Here is an 18,687-nt window from a genome sequence, read left to right as displayed (position 1 = left end):
GGTAGCTACCTGACCGGCGTCGAGATCTCGACCGACTTCTAATAGTCCCTACTTGGCAGACTTGCTGCCTTGCTTCAGAGCCGCGCCCTCGGGTGCGGCTCTTTAAAATTCTACGGGCCGGCTTCGGAGAAAAAACCCCAAAGCTGCCCAATTTCCGCCACGTCTCGCAGCTAAAAAGGGCGGGAAAGCCGAAAGTGGCTCAGCAAGACGACAAGGTTCAGGCATATGAAAGCATCCCTCATCAAAGACTGTCGCAATTTCCTGCACAGCGAAGACGGTGCTGTGACCGTTGACTGGGTTGTTCTGACAGCCGCAGTCGTTGGGCTCGGCACAGTCGCTGGCGCAGTGATCTGGAGCAAAACAGGCGTTGCGACCGCACAGATCGCTACGTACATCGGCGAGCAAAGTATCAACACCAGCACATTCTAGTAATCATGTATTTGTTGCCCACTCGTCATTAGGGGGCCATTGCTTGGCCATCTTCTTGCCACGATCAGGTGCAACATATTGGACAAATGCCGAGGATTGTCTTCGGTTTGTATACGGAAGGGTAGAACAATGCGTATGATTTTCGCTCTGTTTCTTGCCGCAGGAATCGGTCTCGCCGTGGTTGCGGTCTACATGGCGCAAGGCCAGATGGCTCAGTTCCAAGCCGAGCGTGACCACTACGCCGAGTTGCAGAAAAAATTCCCGCGCCTTGCAAATGTCGTCGTCTCCAAGAAAGAGCTGAAATACGGTCAGCGCTTTACGCCCGAGGATTTGACCATCGTCAGGGTTGAGGCCGCCGGCGTTCCCAAAGGGGCCTTCAGCACGATTGTTGCAAAACAAGGCACGCCCGAAGCCAAGCACGCCGCCTTCATCGAAGGTGAGACACGCCCGCGCGCGATGCTGCGCTCCATTGAACCGCTTGAGCCGATCCTGGCACAAAAAGTTACCAATCCGGGCGTCGACGCCGGGATTATGGCGAACCTACAGCCCAACAAACGCGCCTTTACCATTCAAGTGAACGTCGCAAGCGGCGTATCTGGCTTCCTGCGCCCTGGGGACCGTGTCGACGTTTACTGGTCGGGAAATATCAACGGTCAGCCTGTCACCAAATTGATCCAGCCGGATCTCGATTTGATCGCGATTGATCAAAGCGCGGATGCTGATCGCACGGCCGAGACACAAATCGCGCGCACCGTGACGGCGCAAGTCAGCCCCGAACAAGTGGCCGCCCTGACGCTTGCGCAATCGACCGGCAAGCTGACGCTGTCGCTCGTTGGCTCGCGCGATACCGAGCAAGTCGGGAAGATCGAAATCGATCGCAATCAGCTTTTGGGCATCCAAGACAAGCAAGTCGAAAAGGTCGTCACCAAGAAGGTTTGCACGATTAAGACCCGCAAAGGGAGCCAAGTCGTCGAGACCGAAATCCCGTGCACGAACTGACAAATCCCTTTAATTCAGAGGGTTGAACGAGGCCCGCGAGGGCCTCGTTTTTCATATGTGGCAGTTTCCCCACATCAAGAACGCCGCTCAATGCTTTGATTCTTGCAATAAATTCGGGATTGCGGCATGGTTCCCGACAATAATGGACAAAAACAGTCCCGAAGCAGGCAACAAGACCTGTGGCGTGGCGTGATCGGAGAGGCAGGGTCACAATGGAATTGAGAACACTTATCAAGGTTTGCCTTTTGGGCGCGGCGATCGGCTTTGGTGCCGTGCCGGGTGTGCAGGCGAATACACTAAAAATCATGTCGGGAACGACGCAGGCACCGCTGAACGTGCCGTTGAACCGCGCGGTGGTCGTCGAAAGCGACGTCCCCTTCGCGGAACTATCGATCGCCAACCCTGGCATCGCGGATGTTCAAACGCTTTCGGACAAGTCGATCTACGTGCTGGGCAAACTGCCCGGGCGCACGACGATGACGATTCTGGGCGAAGGCGGCAAGCTGATCTCGAACGTAGATGTTCAGGTCACTCCCGATATCGGCGAGTTCAAAGAACGTCTGAAGCAAATTTTGCCGGGCGAGAATATCGACGTGCGCACCGCCAATGACGGGATCGTCCTGTCGGGCACCGTGTCGTCGGCACAAAAGCTGGATCGCGCACTTGATCTGGCAAAACGCTATGCACCTGATCGGGTATCGAACCTGTTGATGGTGGGCGGCACGCAGCAGGTGATGCTGCAGGTACGTTTTGCGGAAGTGCAGCGTTCGGTCGTCAAATCGCTCAACAGCTCTTTCGGAATAGGCGTCAAAGGGCGTGGCGGTCTCACTGGCGGGATCGGCAACGGCTCCTCGGTTCAAGCGGCAGGTTTGTCCGCGCAGGGCGGCAATGGTTTGACCGCGAAGGGCGGCAAGGGTTTCGGCTTCTCGCTCACGCGCGGCACGTTCGAGATGAACATGCTGCTTGAAGCGCTGGAATCCAAGGGTGTCGTACGCACGCTGGCAGAACCGAACCTGACTGCCCTGTCGGGCCAGACCGCTGATTTCCTTGCGGGCGGCGAATACCCGATCCCAGTGATGAACGACGGCGACATTTCAATCGAATACAAACCCTTTGGTGTCGAAATGTCCTTCACCCCACGCGTGGTGGACGGCGATGCCATCAATCTAGAGATCGGAGCCGCAGTTTCGTCGATCGACACAGCCAACCGCTATGAAGGCAACGGCTTTAGCGTCGACGCCTTTAAAAAGCGTTCGACATCGACCACGGTTGAGATGCGCGATGGTGAAAGCTTTGCGATTGCGGGTCTGCTGCAAGACGATTTCAATGATTCGAATTCGCAGTTTCCGTGGCTTGGCGATGTGCCGGTGCTGGGTGCATTGTTCCGCTCGACTGAATTTGAACGCAAGCAAACGGAGCTGGTGATCATCGTAACACCGCATCTGGTGTCGCCGGTGAAAGGCCAAGCTCTCACGCTGCCCACCGACCGGGTCAAACCCCCAAGCGAATCGGATCTGTTCCTCTATGGTAAGGTGCAGGGCAATTCCCGCAAGCCGACCAAGGGACCTGCGGCAGAAGTCGCCAAGCAAGACTTTTCCGGCTCCTACGGCTACGTGATGGAGTAAGCGATGAACAACGGGCAAAAGATGCGCAACTTCGCGCTTATCCTGACGACAGGTCTGGCATTGGCCGCTTGTTCCGAAGGGCAGCAAAACGCCTATTCCACGGCCGGCTCCGCACTTGACTCGCAGAATGACGGCTTTGGGGCGACGACGAACCATAACCTCGCGGTTATGACGGGCGATCAGTCCTACGCGATCAATCTGACGAAGAAATTCGCAGCTGACGTACCCAACACGGTGCATTTCGCGTTCAACTCGTCGGTGCTTGAGCCTCAGGCGCAGCAAATCCTGCTGCGTCAGGCGGATTGGATCAAACAATTCCCCGAAGTGCGCTTCCGCGTCTACGGGCATACCGATCTGGTCGGCTCCAATGCCTATAACAAAGCGCTCGGTCTGCGCCGGGCACGGGCTGTGGTTCGTTTCCTCGAAGCACAGGGCATTTCGCGCCACCGCCTGGAGGCCGTGGTGTCCTTTGGCGAGACGCAACCCTTGGTCTACACCCCGGCCCCGAACGAGCAGAACCGCCGCACGGTCACTGAGGTGTCGGGCTTTGTCAAACGAGGCAAGCCGATCCCACTGGATGGCAAATATGCCGAGGTGATCTATCGCCAATACGTTGAGTCGGCCCAAGCTGCTCCAAAGATCCAGGCGAAGACCCCCGAGTAGCAATCTAGCGGCGGCTGATCGCGATTCGAAAACAATCGACATGACTGGAGAGGCGAGCTTGGCAACAAAGCTCGCCTTTCTTCTTTATAGTCGCGCAAAACCCCACAATTGAAACAGTCTGGCCCCAATCTCGACATGATTGGGTAACAGATTGATCCTCAGCAGAAAAAGCGTGGCACGAGTCGTGCCGGGGTTTTGTGATGGAGCACGGGGCAAAACGACCCTGACATCGCGGGCCCGCTGAGAAAAGGACAGAGGCAATGAGTGCAGCAGTTATGATGACCCCGGAGCCAGCGCCGATCCAGGCCTGCACCGTTTCGCGTGACGTCGCGAATTTCGATCTTCTGATCGAAGACATGGAAACCGAGCTTGGCGAAAGCTGGGGTGACCTTAGCTTCGACGAAGCGGTGATCTTTCTGGGACAACCCGACGCCGAAAATCTTGAATTCATCGCGATCGCTGTAGATGGCGACGATGAAGAAGAGCTTGCGAAAATCTCCGGGATTATCACGACCGCGAAAGAGAACGGGATTCGCGTCATCTTGATCGCCGAGGAAGTCAGCCCGATCGCATTGCACCAGCTGTTGCGCCTTGGCGCGGATGATTTCGTCCCCTACCCGCTTCCCGAAGGCGCGTTGCATGATGCGATCGAACGCCTGGGCGAAAGCGATATTCCTGACCTGCCGCCCCAAGCGGCCACCCCGGCCTATCAAAGCGGCGGCAGTCGCAATGGCGTGGTTCTTCCGGTGCACGGATTGTCCGGCGGCGTTGGCGCGACCACGTTTGCGGTGAACCTGGCTTGGGAAATGGCAACAGTCCATGACGGCGACAAAAAGGCCACCCATCCTTCCCCGCGGGTCTGCTTGCTTGATCTTGATCTGCAGTACGGCGCAACCGCGACCTATCTGGATCTGCCGCGCCGCGAAGTGATCTATGAACTGCTCAGCGACACCGAGCATATGGACGCCGACAGCTTCCGTCAGGCACTTCTCAGCTATAATGAAAAGCTCAACGTGATGACCGCGCCGGCCGATATGCTGCCGCTCGATCTGATCACAGGTGAAGATGTCGATCGTCTGATCGAGACGGCACGCGCACAGTTCGATTTCGTTGTGATCGACATGCCTTCGACCGTCGTCAGCTGGACCGAGACTGTTCTGAACAAGGCGCAAATCTATTTCGCGATGCTCGAACTGGACATGCGTTCGGCGCAGAACGTGCTGCGCTTGGTGCGCGCACTCAAGGCCGAAGGTCTTCCGGTCGAAAAGCTGCGCTATGTGCTGAACCGCGCTCCGAAGTTCACTGATCTCAACGGCAAAGCGCGCGTCAAGCGGCTGGCCGAGAGCCTGGATATTTCGATTGAGCTGCTGCTGTCCGAAGGCGGTAAGGCGATCACGCAGGCCAATGACCACGGCCTTCCCCTTGCGCTGTCGGCAGCGAAATCCCCGCTGCGCAAAGAAATTCAGAAACTCGCGGGCTCGCTGGTCGCGCTCGGCGAGGCCGCAGAAGCGGTCGCTTGATAGAAAGGAGCGGGTGACATGTTCTCGCGCTACAAAAAAGACTCGCCGACCAAAGCAGTGGCCCCTCCTCCGAAGCCCAGCGCCGAGTCCTCGGCGAAACCCTCGGTGCGCAAACCGCTGCCACTTGCCAAGGCCGCCCCCTCGGCAGGAACCGTGGACAAAGAGAAAAAGCGCAAGCTGCGGATGCAGGAACTCAAGGTTGAGATGCACAAGCGTCTGCTTGAGAACCTGAACCTCGCTGCGCTGGAACATGCCACCGAGTCGGACCTCAAGGCCGAGATCGCCGACATCACCTCTGAGGCGATGGTCGAAATGTCGGTCGCGCTCAATTCTCAGGATCGTCAGATTCTCAATCAAGAGCTCTATGACGAGGTGATGGGTCTAGGCCCGCTTGAGCCGCTTTTGAAAGACGAATCGGTCAACGATATTCTGGTCAACGGCCCGCAACAGATTTTCGTCGAGCGCAACGGTAAGCTGGAACTCAGCGAGATCACGTTCAAAGACGAACCGCACCTGCTGCGCATCATCGACAAGATCGTGTCGGCGGTCGGGCGGCGTGTGGATGAATCCAACCCCTATGTTGACGCCCGTCTTGCCGATGGCTCGCGTTTCAACGCGATGGTGCCGCCGGTTGCGGTGGACGGCTCGCTGGTTTCGATTCGTAAGTTCAAAAAAGACAAACTCGCGATCGACGACCTGGTGAAGTTCGGCGCCTTTACCGAAGAAATGGCCGCCTATCTGCAAGCTGCCGTATCGACGCGGCTGAACGTTATCGTTTCCGGCGGTACAGGTTCGGGGAAAACGACCACGCTTAACGCGCTGTCATCGTTTATCGACAACTCCGAACGCATCCTCACGATCGAGGACACGGCAGAACTTCAACTGCAACAGATCCATGTTGGCCGGATGGAAAGCCGCCCGCCCAACGTCGAAGGCAAAGGTGCGGTCACCCAGCGCGACTGTCTGCGCAACGCGCTGCGGATGCGTCCTGACCGGATCATCGTGGGGGAAACCCGTGGTGAAGAAGTCATCGACATGTTGCAAGCCATGAACACCGGTCACGACGGGTCGATGACCACGATTCACGCAAACTCCGCGCGCGATGGTGTATCACGCCTGGAAAACATGATCTCGATGTCGGGTATCGAGATGCCGATGAAGGCAATGCGCAGCCAGATCGCATCGGCTGTGAACCTGATCGTGCAGGCCTCGCGTCTGCAAGATGGTTCGCGGCGGATGGTCTCGATCACCGAAGTGACGGGCATGGAAGGCGATGTGATCTCGATGCAAGAGGTGTTCCGCTACGAGCGCCTTGGTCTGGATCCTGATGGTAAAATCATCGGGCGCTTCACCCCGACCGGCGTGCGCTCGCATTATTCGGACCGCTTTAAACAGTGGGGCTATGATCTGCCGGCGTCGATCTACGAACCCGTTCAGGACTGAGGAGCGTCACAATGATTTCCATGACCCCCATTATCTATCTCTTGATCTTCGTCGCAGTGCTGCTTCTGGTCGAAGGCCTCTATTTGATGGTCTTTGGTAAGTCGATCTCGCTCAACAAGCGCGTCAATCGACGCCTGGAGATGCTTGAAAAAGGCGAGCGGCGCGATGCGGTGCTTGAACGGTTGCGCAAAGAAGCAACGCAGCACCAACGGGCACGGTCTATCCCGCTTTATTCGATCCTCGCGACCAAAGCGCAAAAAGCCAATATCGCCTTCACGCCGAAGGCGCTGATCGCAATTATGGTTGGGGCCACCTTCATTGCCTTTGCCGCCCTATCGGTCGCCTCAAGTGCGGGCATCTATATCCGCATCGCCCTGTCGATTGGTATGGGCGTGGGCGGTGTGTATTTCTGGGTTCACTCCAAAGCCAAAAAACGCATGAAGCTGTGCGAAGAACAACTGCCTGACGCGGTTGAACTGATGGTGCGCAGCTTGCGTGTGGGCCACCCATTGGCGTCGGCGATCCAATCCGTAGCGCGTGAAATTCCCGACCCGATGGGAACGGAATTTGGCATCATCGCCGATGAGGCCGCCTATGGTCGCAACGTCGCCGATGCGATCTCGGAAATGGCCGAACGACTGGATATTCAGGATTTGCGCTTTCTTGCGGTCGCCGTGTCGATCCAGCAAAGCTCGGGGGGGAACCTCGCAGAGGTTCTCGACGGGCTTTCGAAAGTCATTCGCTCACGGTTCAAACTGATGCGTCGCGTCAGCGCGATCACCGCCGAACCACGTTGGTCGGGCATCTTTCTATCGGCCTTCCCGGTCGTCATCATGGTGATCATTCAAGTCGTGTCGCCCCATTATTACGACCAAGTTAAAGGCACCCCGGCTTTCATCCCAATGGCGATCGTCGTTTTCGTCCTTCTAGGAGCAAACATGCTCTTCATGAAGATCATGACTACAATTCGGGTCTAAGAGGCACCTCATGGATTTTGCATCTATCAACGCAGGACTTGTCAACATGCTTGGCCCGATGGGCCCATTGCTTGCGCTTGTCGGCGTGGCCGCATTGCTTGTGCTGGCGGCGCTGCCCGCACTTTTGAAAAAGCGTCAGGATCCCTACGAAAAGCTGCGTCTAAGCCGCACAGCCTCCAGCGCCCGTGCGAGCGGCTCTAACGGCGCTAGCGGCGATCAAAAACTGCGCGATACCGGCTCGGACAAGCTGGATAAGTACGCGTCGTTCCTTGAACCCAAAAGCGCCGAGGAATTGTCGGAGTCAAAGAAATGGCTGCAACGGGCTGGCTATCGTGGCCCTGACGCGGTGCGCAATTTTCACGCCGCACAATTCGCGGCTGGTCTGGGGTTGCTTGCCTTGGGCGTGATCTACGTGATGATCGCCAACTCGTCGAGCGAGCAAGGCCTTAGCTCGACTATGATGATCGTCGCCATTCTGCTGCCCGGCGCGGCTGGGTATTACGCGCCCAAATATTGGGTGGACAAACGGGTAACTGCGCGCACGAATGAAATTCAGGATGGCTTTCCGGACGCGTTGGATATGCTGTTGGTCTGCGTCGAGGCGGGTCAGTCACTCGACCAGGGGATCATCCGGGTTTCAAAGGAACTGCGCAAATCCTACCCCGCAATGTCAGAAGAATTCGCGATGGTCGCGCATGAGATCAAAGCCGGCTTGGACAAAACCGATGTGTTGCGTCGCTTCGGAGAGCGTTCGGGCGTTGCCGATATCGCCAGCTTCGTGACCGTGATGATCCAGTCGCAACAATTCGGGACGTCAATCGCCGAAGCCTTGCGGCTGTACTCGGCCGATATGCGTGACAAGCGCGTGATGCGCGCCGAAGAGGCCGCAAACAAGATCCCGACCAAAATGACACTTGGCACGATGATGTTCACCGTTCCGCCGCTTTTGATCATTCTTGTCGGCCCATCCGTCTATGGTATGATGGAGAACTTCAGCAAGATGGGCATGTAACGCATGATCTTAAGGCCGCGCGGCGCTGTATCCGCTACACTCTTGGTCCTCGCACTGGCCGCCTGTTCTACGGGCGGCCTTTCGGGTGAGAAAGACGGAGCCTTCGCACCCGGCACAAAACCGGGCGCCGAGGCAGTGGACGGTCTGACCGTCGGGCATCGTCTGATGGCTGCGGGCGAATATGACCTGGCTCTGCGCGCCTATTACCGGGCCGCCGGAACACAGGGGGCAACCGTGGATGTGCTCTCTGCGATCGGATCGGCGGATCTCAAGCTCGGGCGGCTCAATCAAGCAGAACAGATGTTGCGGCGCGCCGTTGAAACCGACGAAACCTTCGTTCCCGCTTGGAATAACCTTGGCGTTGTGCTGATGGATCGTGGCAAATATGGCGAAGCCTCTCGTGTCTTCCACACCGCCTACGCGCTAGACAGTGGCCAATCGGACGCGATACGGCAAAACCTGCGTCTCGCGCTCGCAAAAATGAAAAAACCGAGTTACGCTCCGTCTCAGGATGAACAGTTCAAACTCGTTCGGCGCGGGGTGGGCGACTACCTTTTGCTGACAAAGAACTGAGGCTCGAGCAAAAAGGACGCAGAAACATGCGCCACCCGGTATTTTTAGCAGCTCTCGCGGGCTGTGCTATCACGACGCTCGCTGGTTGCATGGGCAATAACAGCGATGCCGAAGTCGCAAGCGCCATGAAAAGCGTGAACGCCGTCGACGAAACCAACCTGTCAAACATCATGATGACCGTGGGCGACCCGAACGAGGCGGTGAACTACTTTGCCCGCACCGCCAAGGAAAACCCCGACCGGATCGACATTCAACGCGGTTTGGCAAAATCGCTGGTGCGTGCCGACAAGCCCGATCAGGCGGTTAAGGTTTGGCAGCATATCCTGACCATGCCCGGCGCGACCGATGACGATAAAGTCTTGCTCGCCGATGCGCAGATCCGTGCCAATGACTGGGCGGATGCAAAGAAAACGCTCAACTCGGTGCCACCAACAGTTGAAACCTATGATCGCTATCGCCTCGAGGCGATGGTGGCCGATAGCGAAAAGCAGTGGAAAAAGGCCGATAGTTTTTATGAAACGGCGGCCGGGCTGACCACGACCCCTTCGGGTATCTATAACAACTGGGGCTTTTCAAAGCTGACGCGCGGCGATGCGGCGGGGGCCGAAAAGCTGTTCAAAGAGGCTTTGACCTACGATCCTGATCGCTTCACCACCAAAAACAACCTTGTTTTGGCGCGCGCAAGTCAGGGCAAATATGAGCTTCCGGTGATCTCGATGACGCAATCCGAACGCGCGCAACTGCTTTATACGGCGGGGCTTGCGGCGGTAAAACGCGGCGATGTGACGATGGGCAAGACCCTGTTGCAAGACGCGATTGAGACCAACCCGCAATATTTCGCGCAAGCTGACCGGGCGCTCAAGGCGCTGGATCAGGGCACGCCGGGCACGATCAAAGGCTAAGACATGCTTCATCTTACTATGCAGCAAGCGGCGCTTGCATTTCTGGTGTTGATCACCCCGATCTGCGCTTGGGTTGTCTATACCGACCTGAAATATATGAAAATTCGCAATAAAGCAGTCTATGCGCTGCTCGCGGTTTTCGCGGTTGCTGGCCCGTTCCTGCTGCCGCTTGATGTCTATGCATGGCGCTGGCTGAATGCGCTGGCGATCTTTGCGCTGGGATATATCCTCAACCAGATCGCACATTTCGGTGCGGGAGATGCGAAATTCGCCGCCGCTGCAGCCCCTTATTTCGCGACCGGTTCCGATCACATCCTATTGACGGTGATGTTGCTGACCGCCTTCCTTTTGGCCGCGTTCACCGCCCATCGGATTGCCCGAGCAATCCCGGCCCTGCGCGCCCTCGCCCCCGATTGGGTGAGCTGGACGCGCAAGGATTTTCCGATGGGACTGGCCCTAGTCGGCACGCTTTGGGCCTATCTGCTGATTATCGCGCTTGCAAACTAAGCGCGATAATCACGATTTTGGCGGCACCGGTTTCAGCAAGATATAGATCTGATTGCGAGACACCTGATCGAAGGTCCAACCCTCGGCCAGGGCCGCTTTCAAGATATCGTTGCGGCGCGTTTCATCGGTCGGGCACAGCGGCACAAGCACATAATCCGCATGTTTCAAACCGGGCGCCCCCGAGTAATACCAAGGCGCGCCACCCTCGACGGGCTTGAAGTCGCCATACAGCCAAAGCGCCGAGAACAAATCAGCGACCAACACGCTTTTGCCGCTCATGCCTTGCTGCATCAAATCATCGGCTGCCGTTTCAAACCACGCATTAAAGCCTGCGCTCATACTACAGCTTGGCAAAGCCTCACCATTGAAGATGAACGGATCGTAGGCCGAGGCCTCTTCAGCGGCGTCGGCATCCTTCTTGGATCTGTAGCTGTCTGCATAGGCTTCATATGGCTCGCCGGGCCCGTCCTCTGGCACAGTTACGAGCGCACGATACAGGCGCGGCGCACTGACAAGCACATCCTGCCCTTGCTTGGCACGCGACAACAGCGGCACCTGATTGGGCCGCTCATCCGCCATAAGGCGCAGCGGGCTCCACGTCATATTGAGCACCGTAGGCAGGCTTAGCGCCAGCATGATCACACCGCTCACCAGCATGGCTTGGCGCAACGGCCAGCCCAGACTGTTGGCGATGCCCATGGCGGGACGCATGCCAATGGCCAGCAAACCGACCATAACCAACCATTTCGGATCATTCCCGTAGTTCTGATAGGTGATGTAGACAAAGGCTGGCGCAAGCAGCAATAGCACCAAGCCTTCGACCTTGCGCCCCGACTGGCGCAAGAAAATCACCGTCGCAAGCAAGGCCAGTGATCCGCCAAGATAAGCAGGCGAGGCGATAACGCCGGTAAGCGGCTCTCCCGGTGCAGCGCGCGTCGTTGAATTGGCAACGGCAAGCAGGTCGCGCAGATACGCCGCCCAATATTGCATGCCCAGCCAAGCCGTCATCAGCGCCATCACCGCAAGGCCAAAGATCAGCGCCGACAGGATCGCCTTAAAATCGCGGCGCAGCAAAAGCGCCAACAGAACGGCCGGGAACAACGCCGCCGCATAGGTGATCTTGACGACCACCATCAACGCAAACGCAAGCCCGATCAGCGCCCCGTCCAGCCAAGGGCGACGCGGCCCCAGCGGTTCAAGCATCGCAAGCGGGATCGCGATATAGGCCAGCGCCCAAGCCCAGCGATTGTAATGCATCGACAGGGAAATCGCGGCATTGGCCTCGCCATGCACCAGCGCAAGGATCATCGTGATCGTGAAACCCGTATAGGCCCAAGCGGTCCACCCCGTGAACCGCGTCAGCGCGACACGCAGGATCGGCCCGATCAGCAGCAACGCCACCAGCGCCTGCGCCGCCGCGAAAGCCATGCCGAACCCAAGGCCCGCTTTGACAAACTGCACAATCGGCCAGACCGACATGATGCCAAGCGGCGTCATGAAATCAAGATGCGGAAGCTGCCCGTAATCCGCCATGCGCAGCACGATATCAGCAAGATGGAGCGTATCGCCCTCGTGCTTGCCGATAATCAAGACGCCCTTCAAAAACGGCATCACCGCCATAGCGATGGCCAACACTATCGCTGCAGCGATCAATCGCGCGGGATCCGCCCGATGTCCTCTGTCGTCCCGCATATCCGCCTCTTCCACTTTTTTTCCCATTTTTGGCCACAATAGACCTGCATAGTTAAGCTGTGAATCCCAATACTGGCCGATTACGGCCCATTGGTGACGCTCACGCGATAAAAAAACGGAGACCCGGTCACGATACCGGTAGCGAGCAGGCAAAAGGAACGATTTGATGAATATGATGGCCACAAATAGCATCGCGCCGCTCCCTCCGCGCACCCTTGAGGAGACCGGGCTAAAGACCGTGATGCTGCGCGATCTGTTGTTGAAAACGATGTTTCGCACCAATGTCGGCTCGGCGAACGGGCTGTCTGAACAGCTCTGTCTGCCAATCACGATGGTGCAGGAACTGATCGACATTTGCCGCAAACAAGCCCTTGTCGAGGCGATGGGCACGCTGCACGCCAACGCGTCGGGAGAAATGAACTTTCAGCTCTCCGATACCGGCAAGGCGCGTGCGCTTGATGCGCTGTCGCAATCCGAATATTACGGCGCCGCGCCCGTTCCGCTGACGATCTATCAAGAACAGGTCAAGCGCCAGTCGATCCGCAACATTCAACTTACGCGCCAGCAACTGACCGGCGCGATGGGGCATCTGGTGTTGCCGCCCGATCTGATCGGACAGCTTGGCCCGGCGGTCTCGTCGGGGCGCTCGGTGCTGATGTATGGCCCGCCTGGCAACGGGAAATCCTCTATCTCGAACGGTATTCGCGACGCGATCGGCGATCAGATCTACATCCCGCGCGCGATCGAATATGCGGGTCAGGTGATCACCGTGTTCGACCCGATCGTGCACACGCCTGCGCCCTTGCCACAAAACGACCCGTCCGCGCTGCGCAAACGCGGGCTGCAGTTTGACACCCGCTATGTCTATTGCGAGCGCCCGACCGTGATTACCGGCGGTGAACTCTCGCTTGATATGCTGGATCTGAAATACAACGCCACCGCGCGCACCTATACCGCGCCGCTACAGCTCAAGGCGTCGGGCGGCGTGTTCATCGTGGATGACCTTGGTCGCCAAGCCGAGCCGCCGCAGAAACTGGTCAACCGCTGGATCGTTCCGCTCGAAGAAAACCGCGATATTCTTTCGCTGCAATCGGGTGAAAAATTCGAGGTGCCGTTTGATACGCTGGTGATTTTCTCGACCAACTTCCACCCCAATGAGATCTTCGATAAAGCGGCTCTGCGCCGGATCTTCTTTAAGATCAAGATCGACGGGCCAAGCCAGTCCGATTTCCTGAAAATCTTCCAACTCGTTGCGAAGAAAAAGAAAATGCCGCTGGATGAGAAAGCGCTTATTCATATGCTCAAGGTGAAATACCCCACCATTGAGAACATCTACGCCAACTATCAGCCGATCTTCCTGATCGACCAGATGATCTCTATCTGCGAGTTTGAGGGCATCCCCTATCAGATGACGCCCGAACTGATCGACCGTGCATGGGACAACATGTTCGTCAAAGAAGGCGCGATCGTTCACTAAGGCATCAGGCGGCGGGGAAACCTGCCGCCTCGACCACCCCTTGATAGGTGCGCGACACTGGAACCAGCGCACCATCGGTCGTTTTCAAAACGGGTTTGCCGTTATCGCGGGTGGTGCCAACCACCCCCGCACGCGCAACCCAATGCGAGCGATGCACCTGCAATCCACGCACGCCTTCGGTCTCGGCAATTGCATCGGCAAGGCGGATCAAAACGCTCGCCTCACCGGTTTGCGTGACCACATCAACATAGTGATCGCGCACCGCAAGGCGGATCAACGGACTGTGCAAATCAGGGTCCAGGCGCATCACAAGCCGCGGGAGTTCGGGCGATTTGGGTGGCACGCGCACCCGCTTTGGCCCAAGCCAGTGGCGCAAAATCGAGATCGCAATCGACAGCCCGAAAATATAGCTCGCCATATGAGGCACGCCGAAACCGGGTAATTCGGGGTCATGCGCCAGCCACACGGTCAGCATATAAAACGGCCATGATAGAAGCGCCGCGACGAGAGCAGCCAGCAAGACGGGCTCGCCCCAAGAGTGACGCAGCCCAAGCGAACGGCGCAGGACGATCCGCACCGCAGCGCCAATCAAAATGCCAGCCCCGATCACCAGCGGCCAAAACAGCGAACGCGCACCCGCACTCATCCCGATGCCAGACCCGAACGGCCCCGCGATGATGCCAAACAGCGAGGCAACCGCCCAAATCACGCCAAGCGCGGGCAACCAGATCGCGCGGCGATAGAGCGCCAGAAAGTTTGACATAGACCCGCATCCACTCAGTTACCTTACGGCAATCTGGTAGCGTAAAAACCATGCTTTGCGCAATGATCCTTAGGGGTTACGCGGTCAAATCCGAGGGTTCTGGCAGATCATTGGCGCGACAGCAGGCGGTGATCGTATTGGCCAGCAGACAGGCAATCGTCATCGGGCCGACGCCACCGGGCACGGGCGTGATCGCTCCGGCCACCTGCACAGCGCTCGCGAAATCGACATCGCCCACCAGACGGCTTTTGCCCTCGCCCTTTTCGGGTGCCGGGATGCGGTTGATCCCCACGTCGATCACCGTCGCGCCGGGCTTCACCCAATCGCCCGGAATCATCTGCGCGCGCCCGACGGCAGCGACCAGAATATCGGCCCCACGGCAGACCCCGGCCAGATCCTTGGTGCGCGAATGGGCAATCGTCACGGTGCAGCTATCGCGCAGCAGCAGTTGCGCCATCGGTTTGCCCACGATGTTGGAACGCCCGACCACAACCGCATTCAGCCCCGACAAGCTGCCGTGATGCTCGCGCAGCATCATCAGGCACCCCAGCGGCGTGCAGGGCACCATCGCCTTTTGACCCGTCGCCAGCAGCCCGACATTGAGGATGTGAAACCCGTCCACATCCTTGCCAGGCTCGATCGCGTTGATCACCTTCTCTTCGTCGATATGATCGGGCAAAGGCAGCTGCACCAAGATACCATGCACCGCCGGATCGCTGTTAAGCCGCGCCACCAACGCTAGCAGATCAGCTTCGGGCGTATCCTCGGGCAGCTTGTGCTCGTAGGAGTTCATCCCGACTTCCAGCGTCTGCTTGCCCTTATTGCGCACGTAAACCTCGGATGCCGGATCGTCGCCCACCAGCACCACGGCCAGTCCTGGAACAATGTTATGCACCTCGCGCAGACGGCTGACATGGCCTGCCACTTTCTCGCGAACCGTGGCCGCAAAGGCTTTGCCGTCAATAATCTTGGCGCTCATGTGTTATCCCCTTTGCCCAGAACCAGTTCTTCCTGCGCGATGAAATGTTCCATCATCTCGCGCCACAGCCGCTCGGCGAGATCGGCATCGAGCCCCGCCGCGTCTGCTTTGGCGCGCACTTTGCGCACGACCTCTTCAACACGCTCGGGGATGCGCGCAGGCCAGCCATTGCCCTGCTTGATCTCGGCGGCGCGATCAATCAGACGGCTACGCGCGGCCAGCATCGCGATCAACTCGCCATCCAGCGCGTCAATTTCAACGCGCAGCTCTTCCATCGTATGCAGCTGTGAAGCGGATTTCATCGGCACGGCCCCCGAGAATAATTGCGCCCTCCTATCGCAGTTTGTGCCGCCAAGCTCAAGGCTCGCTCAGAACAAGCCCGCGATTTGGCCGCTCTCGTCCAGCCCGATTTTTTCCGCCGCCGGATGACGCGGCAGGCCCGGCATCGTCATGATTTCACCGCAGATCACCACGACGAACCCCGCCCCCGCCGACAAACGCACCTCACGGATCGGCAAAGTGTGGCCCTCGGGCGCGCCTAAAAGCTGGGGATCGGAGCTAAAGGAATATTGCGTCTTGGCCATGCAGATCGGCAAGTTGCCATAGCCCGCCGCCTCGTAATCACGCAGCTGGGCGAGGATGGTTTTGTCCGCGACCACTTCACCCGCGTGATAGACCCGCCGCGCAATGGTGTCGATCTTGTCAAACAGACCCATCTCGTCGGGATAGAGCGGCGCGAAACTGGCCGGGCCTTCGCACAGCTCGGCAACCTTTTGCGCCAGCTCCAGCGTGCCCGCCCCGCCATCGGCCCAATGCGTACACAACACCGCCTCGACGCCCTGCGCCCGCGCGGCTTGGCGGATTGCCTCGATTTCGGCCTCGGTATCACTGGTGAAATGGTTGATCGCCACGACAACCGGCACGCCGAACGCCTTGGTGTTGGCGATGTGTCGGTCGAGATTGGCACAGCCCTTTTGCACCGCCGCCACGTTTTCGACCCCCAGATCGGATTTCGCGACGCCGCCATTCATCTTGAGCGCGCGCACCGTCGCCACCAACACAGTCGCCGACGGCACAAGCCCGGCCTTGCGGCATTTGATGTCAAAGAACTTCTCGGCCCCCAGATCGGCCCCGAACCCGGCCTCGGTCACGACATAATCGGCCAGCTTCAGCGCGGTCTGCGTCGCGATCACCGAGTTGCAGCCATGCGCGATATTGGCGAACGGGCCGCCATGCACGAAGGCGGGCGTCCCCTCAAGCGTCTGCACAAGATTGGGTTGCAGCGCGTCCTTGAGCAGCACCACCATCGCGCCTTGCGCCCCGATATCAGCGCAGGTGACAGGGCTGCGGTCGCGCCGATACGCCACGATGATGCGGCTGAGACGATCCTCAAGCTCGGCCAGATCGCGGCTGAGACAGAGGCAAGCCATGACCTCGGATGCGACCGTGATGTCAAACCCGCTTTGGCGCGGAAAGCCGTTGGTAACGCCGCCAAGGCTGACCACGATATCGCGCAAGGCGCGGTCGTTCATATCCAGCACGCGCTTCCACGTCACGCGCCGTTCATCGATCTCAAGGCTGTTGCCCCAATAGATGTGATTGTCGATCATCGCCGCCAGCAGGTTATGCGCCGAGGTGATCGCGTGGAAATCGCCGGTGAAATGCAGGTTCATCGATTCCATCGGCACGATCTGCGCATGGCCACCGCCCGCAGCCCCGCCTTTCATCCCGAAATTCGGCCCCAAGCTGGCCTCACGGATACAGATCGCCGCACGCTTGCCGATACGTTGCAGCCCGTCGCCCAGACCCACCGTGGTGGTCGTTTTCCCCTCGCCCGCAGGCGTCGGGGAGATCGCGGTGACAAGGATCAGGTTGCCGTTCTCACGACCGTTAAGACCGGCGATAAAGCCTGCGTCGATCTTGGCCTTGTCGCGGCCATAGGGGATCAGCGCGTCTTCGGGAATATCCAGCTTTGCGGCGATCTCTGGCATCGGGCGCAATTTGGCGGCGCGGGCAATCTCGATATCTGTGGGCATGAGGCTCCTCCTGCATCACACACTAACCCGCTGCATCCAAAGCGAAAGACCAGAAATGGACGCGGATGGGGGCGAAACCGGCCTGCGTGATTTAGCCGCGCACGTCCTTGATCAACTCCCACGGGCGCTGATCGGGGATATGCAGGCGCAACGTGTCGCCGATCACCAACCGGCCGGGGCGTTCCACCCAAGCCGTCACACCGCGCCGCCCTTGGGCTGCGGGTTTATAGCGCGCGCCCTTATCCGGGTATTGCTGCGCGATCACTTGGCCCGGCAGCACGCAGGGACGGTTTTCCATATCCACCACCAGCGTCAGCCCCGTTTCGGTCTGTAGCCGCGACGATGGCGGAATATGCGTCAGATCGGGCAGGCCACGCAGCACGATGCTGGCGCCGATCCATTCCGGCGCAATCTCGGGGATGCCCATCGCAAAGGCGGTTTCGGCGAGTTCCTCGGCGGACAGGATCGAGATCTGGCGCACATTGGCGATCTCGGTGCCCTTCGGGTGCTGATCGGTGACGCGCGAACACGAGGGGCGCGTGCGCCCGCCATGCAACTCGCCCACCGGGCCGTCAAAGGTGAAGTCCAGCGCCTCGGTGGGTTGCGAGGTCAAGCCCCCCTCTTGCATCACCCGGCCCAGCCAGACGACTTCGCCGTGATAGTTAGTCGGTTTAAGCGCGGCCATCAGGCTTCCTTTTGCAGCACAAGGAACAGCCGACGAAACGGGAACAAAACCGAGCCGTCGGCCTGAACAGGATAGACCGTAGCAAGGGCTGTTTCATAGCGCGCAATGAACGCGGCGCGCTCAGTGTCACTTAACTGCTGCACGAAGGGGCGCATCGCGGTGGATTGCGTGAACAGGCGCACCGGATGCCCATCAGAGGCCGGGGGGAGTTCTTGCAGACATTCGCTGCTCCATAAGTCGATATGACCAAGCCCGCGCAGCATCTTTGCATAATCCACGCTCGCCCCAACCGGAGAAACCCAACCCGTGAAATCAAAGCGATCCGGGAACATTTCCTGCGCCAGCTCGCGCAAGATTCGATGCGAGGGCGCACGGTGCTGTGAACCGCCCCGGGTTTACCGGAGG

At 58.6% G+C, this 18,687-nt stretch carries 18 protein-coding genes; 11 read left to right on the top strand and 7 right to left on the bottom strand.

Going from position 1 to position 18,687, the window contains the following annotated elements; translation table 11 throughout:
- Positions 1-558 precede the first annotated feature (558 nt).
- The 10 genes from cpaB to DT23_RS13315 all read left to right on the top strand — a co-directional run bounded on the left by cpaB (position 559) and on the right by DT23_RS13315 (position 10,650).
- Positions 559-1,428, top strand: a complete 870-nt coding sequence (gene cpaB / locus DT23_RS13360; protein WP_038131991.1) for a Flp pilus assembly protein CpaB — start codon at positions 559-561, stop codon at positions 1,426-1,428.
- Between the two features lie 212 nt (positions 1,429-1,640).
- Positions 1,641-3,053: a type II and III secretion system protein family protein gene (locus DT23_RS13355; RefSeq protein WP_038131990.1), complete on the top strand. Its 1,413-nt coding sequence runs from the start codon at positions 1,641-1,643 to the stop codon at positions 3,051-3,053.
- 3 nt (positions 3,054-3,056) lie between these two features.
- Positions 3,057-3,716 (top strand): OmpA family protein, encoded by a 660-nt coding sequence (locus tag DT23_RS13350; RefSeq protein WP_240473621.1) that lies wholly within the window; start codon positions 3,057-3,059, stop codon positions 3,714-3,716.
- A gap of 260 nt (positions 3,717-3,976) precedes the next feature.
- On the top strand, positions 3,977-5,236 hold the full coding sequence (locus tag DT23_RS13345) for a CpaE/TadZ family protein (RefSeq protein WP_038131989.1): 1,260 nt from the start codon (positions 3,977-3,979) through the stop codon (positions 5,234-5,236).
- An 18-nt stretch (positions 5,237-5,254) separates the two neighbouring features.
- Positions 5,255-6,679 (top strand): TadA family conjugal transfer-associated ATPase, encoded by a 1,425-nt coding sequence (locus DT23_RS13340; RefSeq protein ID WP_038131985.1) that lies wholly within the window; start codon positions 5,255-5,257, stop codon positions 6,677-6,679.
- Positions 6,680-6,690: 11 nt separating this feature from the next.
- Positions 6,691-7,656, top strand: coding sequence for a type II secretion system F family protein (locus tag DT23_RS13335; RefSeq protein ID WP_156023951.1), 966 nt, complete (start codon positions 6,691-6,693; stop codon positions 7,654-7,656).
- 10 nt (positions 7,657-7,666) lie between these two features.
- On the top strand, positions 7,667-8,668 hold the full coding sequence (locus DT23_RS13330) for a type II secretion system F family protein (RefSeq protein ID WP_038131984.1): 1,002 nt from the start codon (positions 7,667-7,669) through the stop codon (positions 8,666-8,668).
- 3 nt (positions 8,669-8,671) lie between these two features.
- Positions 8,672-9,241 (top strand): tetratricopeptide repeat protein, encoded by a 570-nt coding sequence (locus tag DT23_RS13325; RefSeq protein WP_038131983.1) that lies wholly within the window; start codon positions 8,672-8,674, stop codon positions 9,239-9,241.
- A gap of 26 nt (positions 9,242-9,267) precedes the next feature.
- On the top strand, positions 9,268-10,143 hold the full coding sequence (locus DT23_RS13320; RefSeq protein ID WP_038131981.1) for a tetratricopeptide repeat protein: 876 nt from the start codon (positions 9,268-9,270) through the stop codon (positions 10,141-10,143).
- Positions 10,144-10,146: 3 nt separating this feature from the next.
- Entirely contained in the window at positions 10,147-10,650 is a 504-nt protein-coding gene (locus tag DT23_RS13315) for a prepilin peptidase (protein ID WP_038131979.1), read from the top strand.
- A 9-nt stretch (positions 10,651-10,659) separates the two neighbouring features.
- Here DT23_RS13315 and DT23_RS13310 read toward each other — a convergent pair whose 3' ends face one another.
- Positions 10,660-12,285, bottom strand: coding sequence for a DUF2029 domain-containing protein (locus tag DT23_RS13310; RefSeq protein ID WP_162177249.1), 1,626 nt, complete (start codon positions 12,283-12,285; stop codon positions 10,660-10,662).
- Positions 12,286-12,508: 223 nt separating this feature from the next.
- On the opposite strand from DT23_RS13310, the gene DT23_RS13305 reads away from it, so the two are divergent.
- Positions 12,509-13,819: an ATPase gene (locus DT23_RS13305; RefSeq protein ID WP_038131976.1), complete on the top strand. Its 1,311-nt coding sequence runs from the start codon at positions 12,509-12,511 to the stop codon at positions 13,817-13,819.
- Positions 13,820-13,823: 4 nt separating this feature from the next.
- Here the strand turns inward: DT23_RS13305 and DT23_RS13300 are convergent, their stop codons facing one another.
- The 6 genes from DT23_RS13300 to DT23_RS13275 all read right to left on the bottom strand — a co-directional run bounded on the left by DT23_RS13300 (position 13,824) and on the right by DT23_RS13275 (position 18,614).
- Positions 13,824-14,582, bottom strand: coding sequence for a LytTR family DNA-binding domain-containing protein (locus tag DT23_RS13300; protein WP_051697292.1), 759 nt, complete (start codon positions 14,580-14,582; stop codon positions 13,824-13,826).
- 76 nt (positions 14,583-14,658) lie between these two features.
- Positions 14,659-15,561, bottom strand: coding sequence for a bifunctional methylenetetrahydrofolate dehydrogenase/methenyltetrahydrofolate cyclohydrolase FolD (folD, locus tag DT23_RS13295; RefSeq protein WP_038131974.1), 903 nt, complete (start codon positions 15,559-15,561; stop codon positions 14,659-14,661).
- On the bottom strand, positions 15,558-15,863 hold the full coding sequence (locus DT23_RS13290) for a chorismate mutase (protein ID WP_038131973.1): 306 nt from the start codon (positions 15,861-15,863) through the stop codon (positions 15,558-15,560). The genes folD and DT23_RS13290 overlap by 4 nt, the downstream gene beginning before the upstream one ends.
- Positions 15,864-15,929: 66 nt before the next feature.
- Positions 15,930-17,597: a formate--tetrahydrofolate ligase gene (locus tag DT23_RS13285; protein ID WP_038131972.1), complete on the bottom strand. Its 1,668-nt coding sequence runs from the start codon at positions 17,595-17,597 to the stop codon at positions 15,930-15,932.
- A 91-nt stretch (positions 17,598-17,688) separates the two neighbouring features.
- Positions 17,689-18,282: an MOSC domain-containing protein gene (locus tag DT23_RS13280; RefSeq protein WP_038131970.1), complete on the bottom strand. Its 594-nt coding sequence runs from the start codon at positions 18,280-18,282 to the stop codon at positions 17,689-17,691.
- Positions 18,282-18,614 carry a class I SAM-dependent methyltransferase gene (locus DT23_RS13275; RefSeq protein WP_051697291.1) on the bottom strand — a complete coding sequence of 111 codons (333 nt, stop codon included), beginning with the start codon at positions 18,612-18,614 and terminating at the stop codon, positions 18,282-18,284. Before DT23_RS13275 ends, DT23_RS13280 begins: the two co-directional genes overlap by 1 nt.
- Between the last annotated feature and the right edge of the window lie 73 nt (positions 18,615-18,687).

Source organism: Thioclava indica, from assembly GCF_000714545.1.
Lineage (GTDB): Bacteria > Pseudomonadota > Alphaproteobacteria > Rhodobacterales > Rhodobacteraceae > Thioclava > Thioclava indica.
The sequence above is the reverse complement of the archived record's forward strand: the minus strand, read 5'-3'. Positions and strand labels throughout refer to the sequence as shown.

What these genes read in the sequence shown, in the direction of transcription:
- folD (WP_038131974.1), bottom strand. Translation starts at nt 15,561, where the DNA reads ATGAGCGCCAAGATTATTGACGGCAAAGCCTTTGCGGCCACGGTTCGC.
- DT23_RS13315 (WP_038131979.1), top strand. Translation starts at nt 10,147, where the DNA reads ATGCTTCATCTTACTATGCAGCAAGCGGCGCTTGCATTTCTGGTGTTG.
- cpaB (WP_038131991.1), top strand. Translation starts at nt 559, where the DNA reads ATGCGTATGATTTTCGCTCTGTTTCTTGCCGCAGGAATCGGTCTCGCC.
- DT23_RS13350 (WP_240473621.1), top strand. Translation starts at nt 3,057, where the DNA reads ATGAACAACGGGCAAAAGATGCGCAACTTCGCGCTTATCCTGACGACA.
- DT23_RS13345 (WP_038131989.1), top strand. Translation starts at nt 3,977, where the DNA reads ATGAGTGCAGCAGTTATGATGACCCCGGAGCCAGCGCCGATCCAGGCC.
- DT23_RS13355 (WP_038131990.1), top strand. Translation starts at nt 1,641, where the DNA reads ATGGAATTGAGAACACTTATCAAGGTTTGCCTTTTGGGCGCGGCGATC.
- DT23_RS13325 (WP_038131983.1), top strand. Translation starts at nt 8,672, where the DNA reads ATGATCTTAAGGCCGCGCGGCGCTGTATCCGCTACACTCTTGGTCCTC.
- DT23_RS13305 (WP_038131976.1), top strand. Translation starts at nt 12,509, where the DNA reads ATGAATATGATGGCCACAAATAGCATCGCGCCGCTCCCTCCGCGCACC.
- DT23_RS13330 (WP_038131984.1), top strand. Translation starts at nt 7,667, where the DNA reads ATGGATTTTGCATCTATCAACGCAGGACTTGTCAACATGCTTGGCCCG.
- DT23_RS13300 (WP_051697292.1), bottom strand. Translation starts at nt 14,582, where the DNA reads ATGTCAAACTTTCTGGCGCTCTATCGCCGCGCGATCTGGTTGCCCGCG.
- DT23_RS13280 (WP_038131970.1), bottom strand. Translation starts at nt 18,282, where the DNA reads ATGGCCGCGCTTAAACCGACTAACTATCACGGCGAAGTCGTCTGGCTG.
- DT23_RS13335 (WP_156023951.1), top strand. Translation starts at nt 6,691, where the DNA reads ATGATTTCCATGACCCCCATTATCTATCTCTTGATCTTCGTCGCAGTG.
- DT23_RS13320 (WP_038131981.1), top strand. Translation starts at nt 9,268, where the DNA reads ATGCGCCACCCGGTATTTTTAGCAGCTCTCGCGGGCTGTGCTATCACG.
- DT23_RS13275 (WP_051697291.1), bottom strand. Translation starts at nt 18,614, where the DNA reads ATGTTCCCGGATCGCTTTGATTTCACGGGTTGGGTTTCTCCGGTTGGG.
- DT23_RS13290 (WP_038131973.1), bottom strand. Translation starts at nt 15,863, where the DNA reads ATGAAATCCGCTTCACAGCTGCATACGATGGAAGAGCTGCGCGTTGAA.
- DT23_RS13285 (WP_038131972.1), bottom strand. Translation starts at nt 17,597, where the DNA reads ATGCCCACAGATATCGAGATTGCCCGCGCCGCCAAATTGCGCCCGATG.
- DT23_RS13340 (WP_038131985.1), top strand. Translation starts at nt 5,255, where the DNA reads ATGTTCTCGCGCTACAAAAAAGACTCGCCGACCAAAGCAGTGGCCCCT.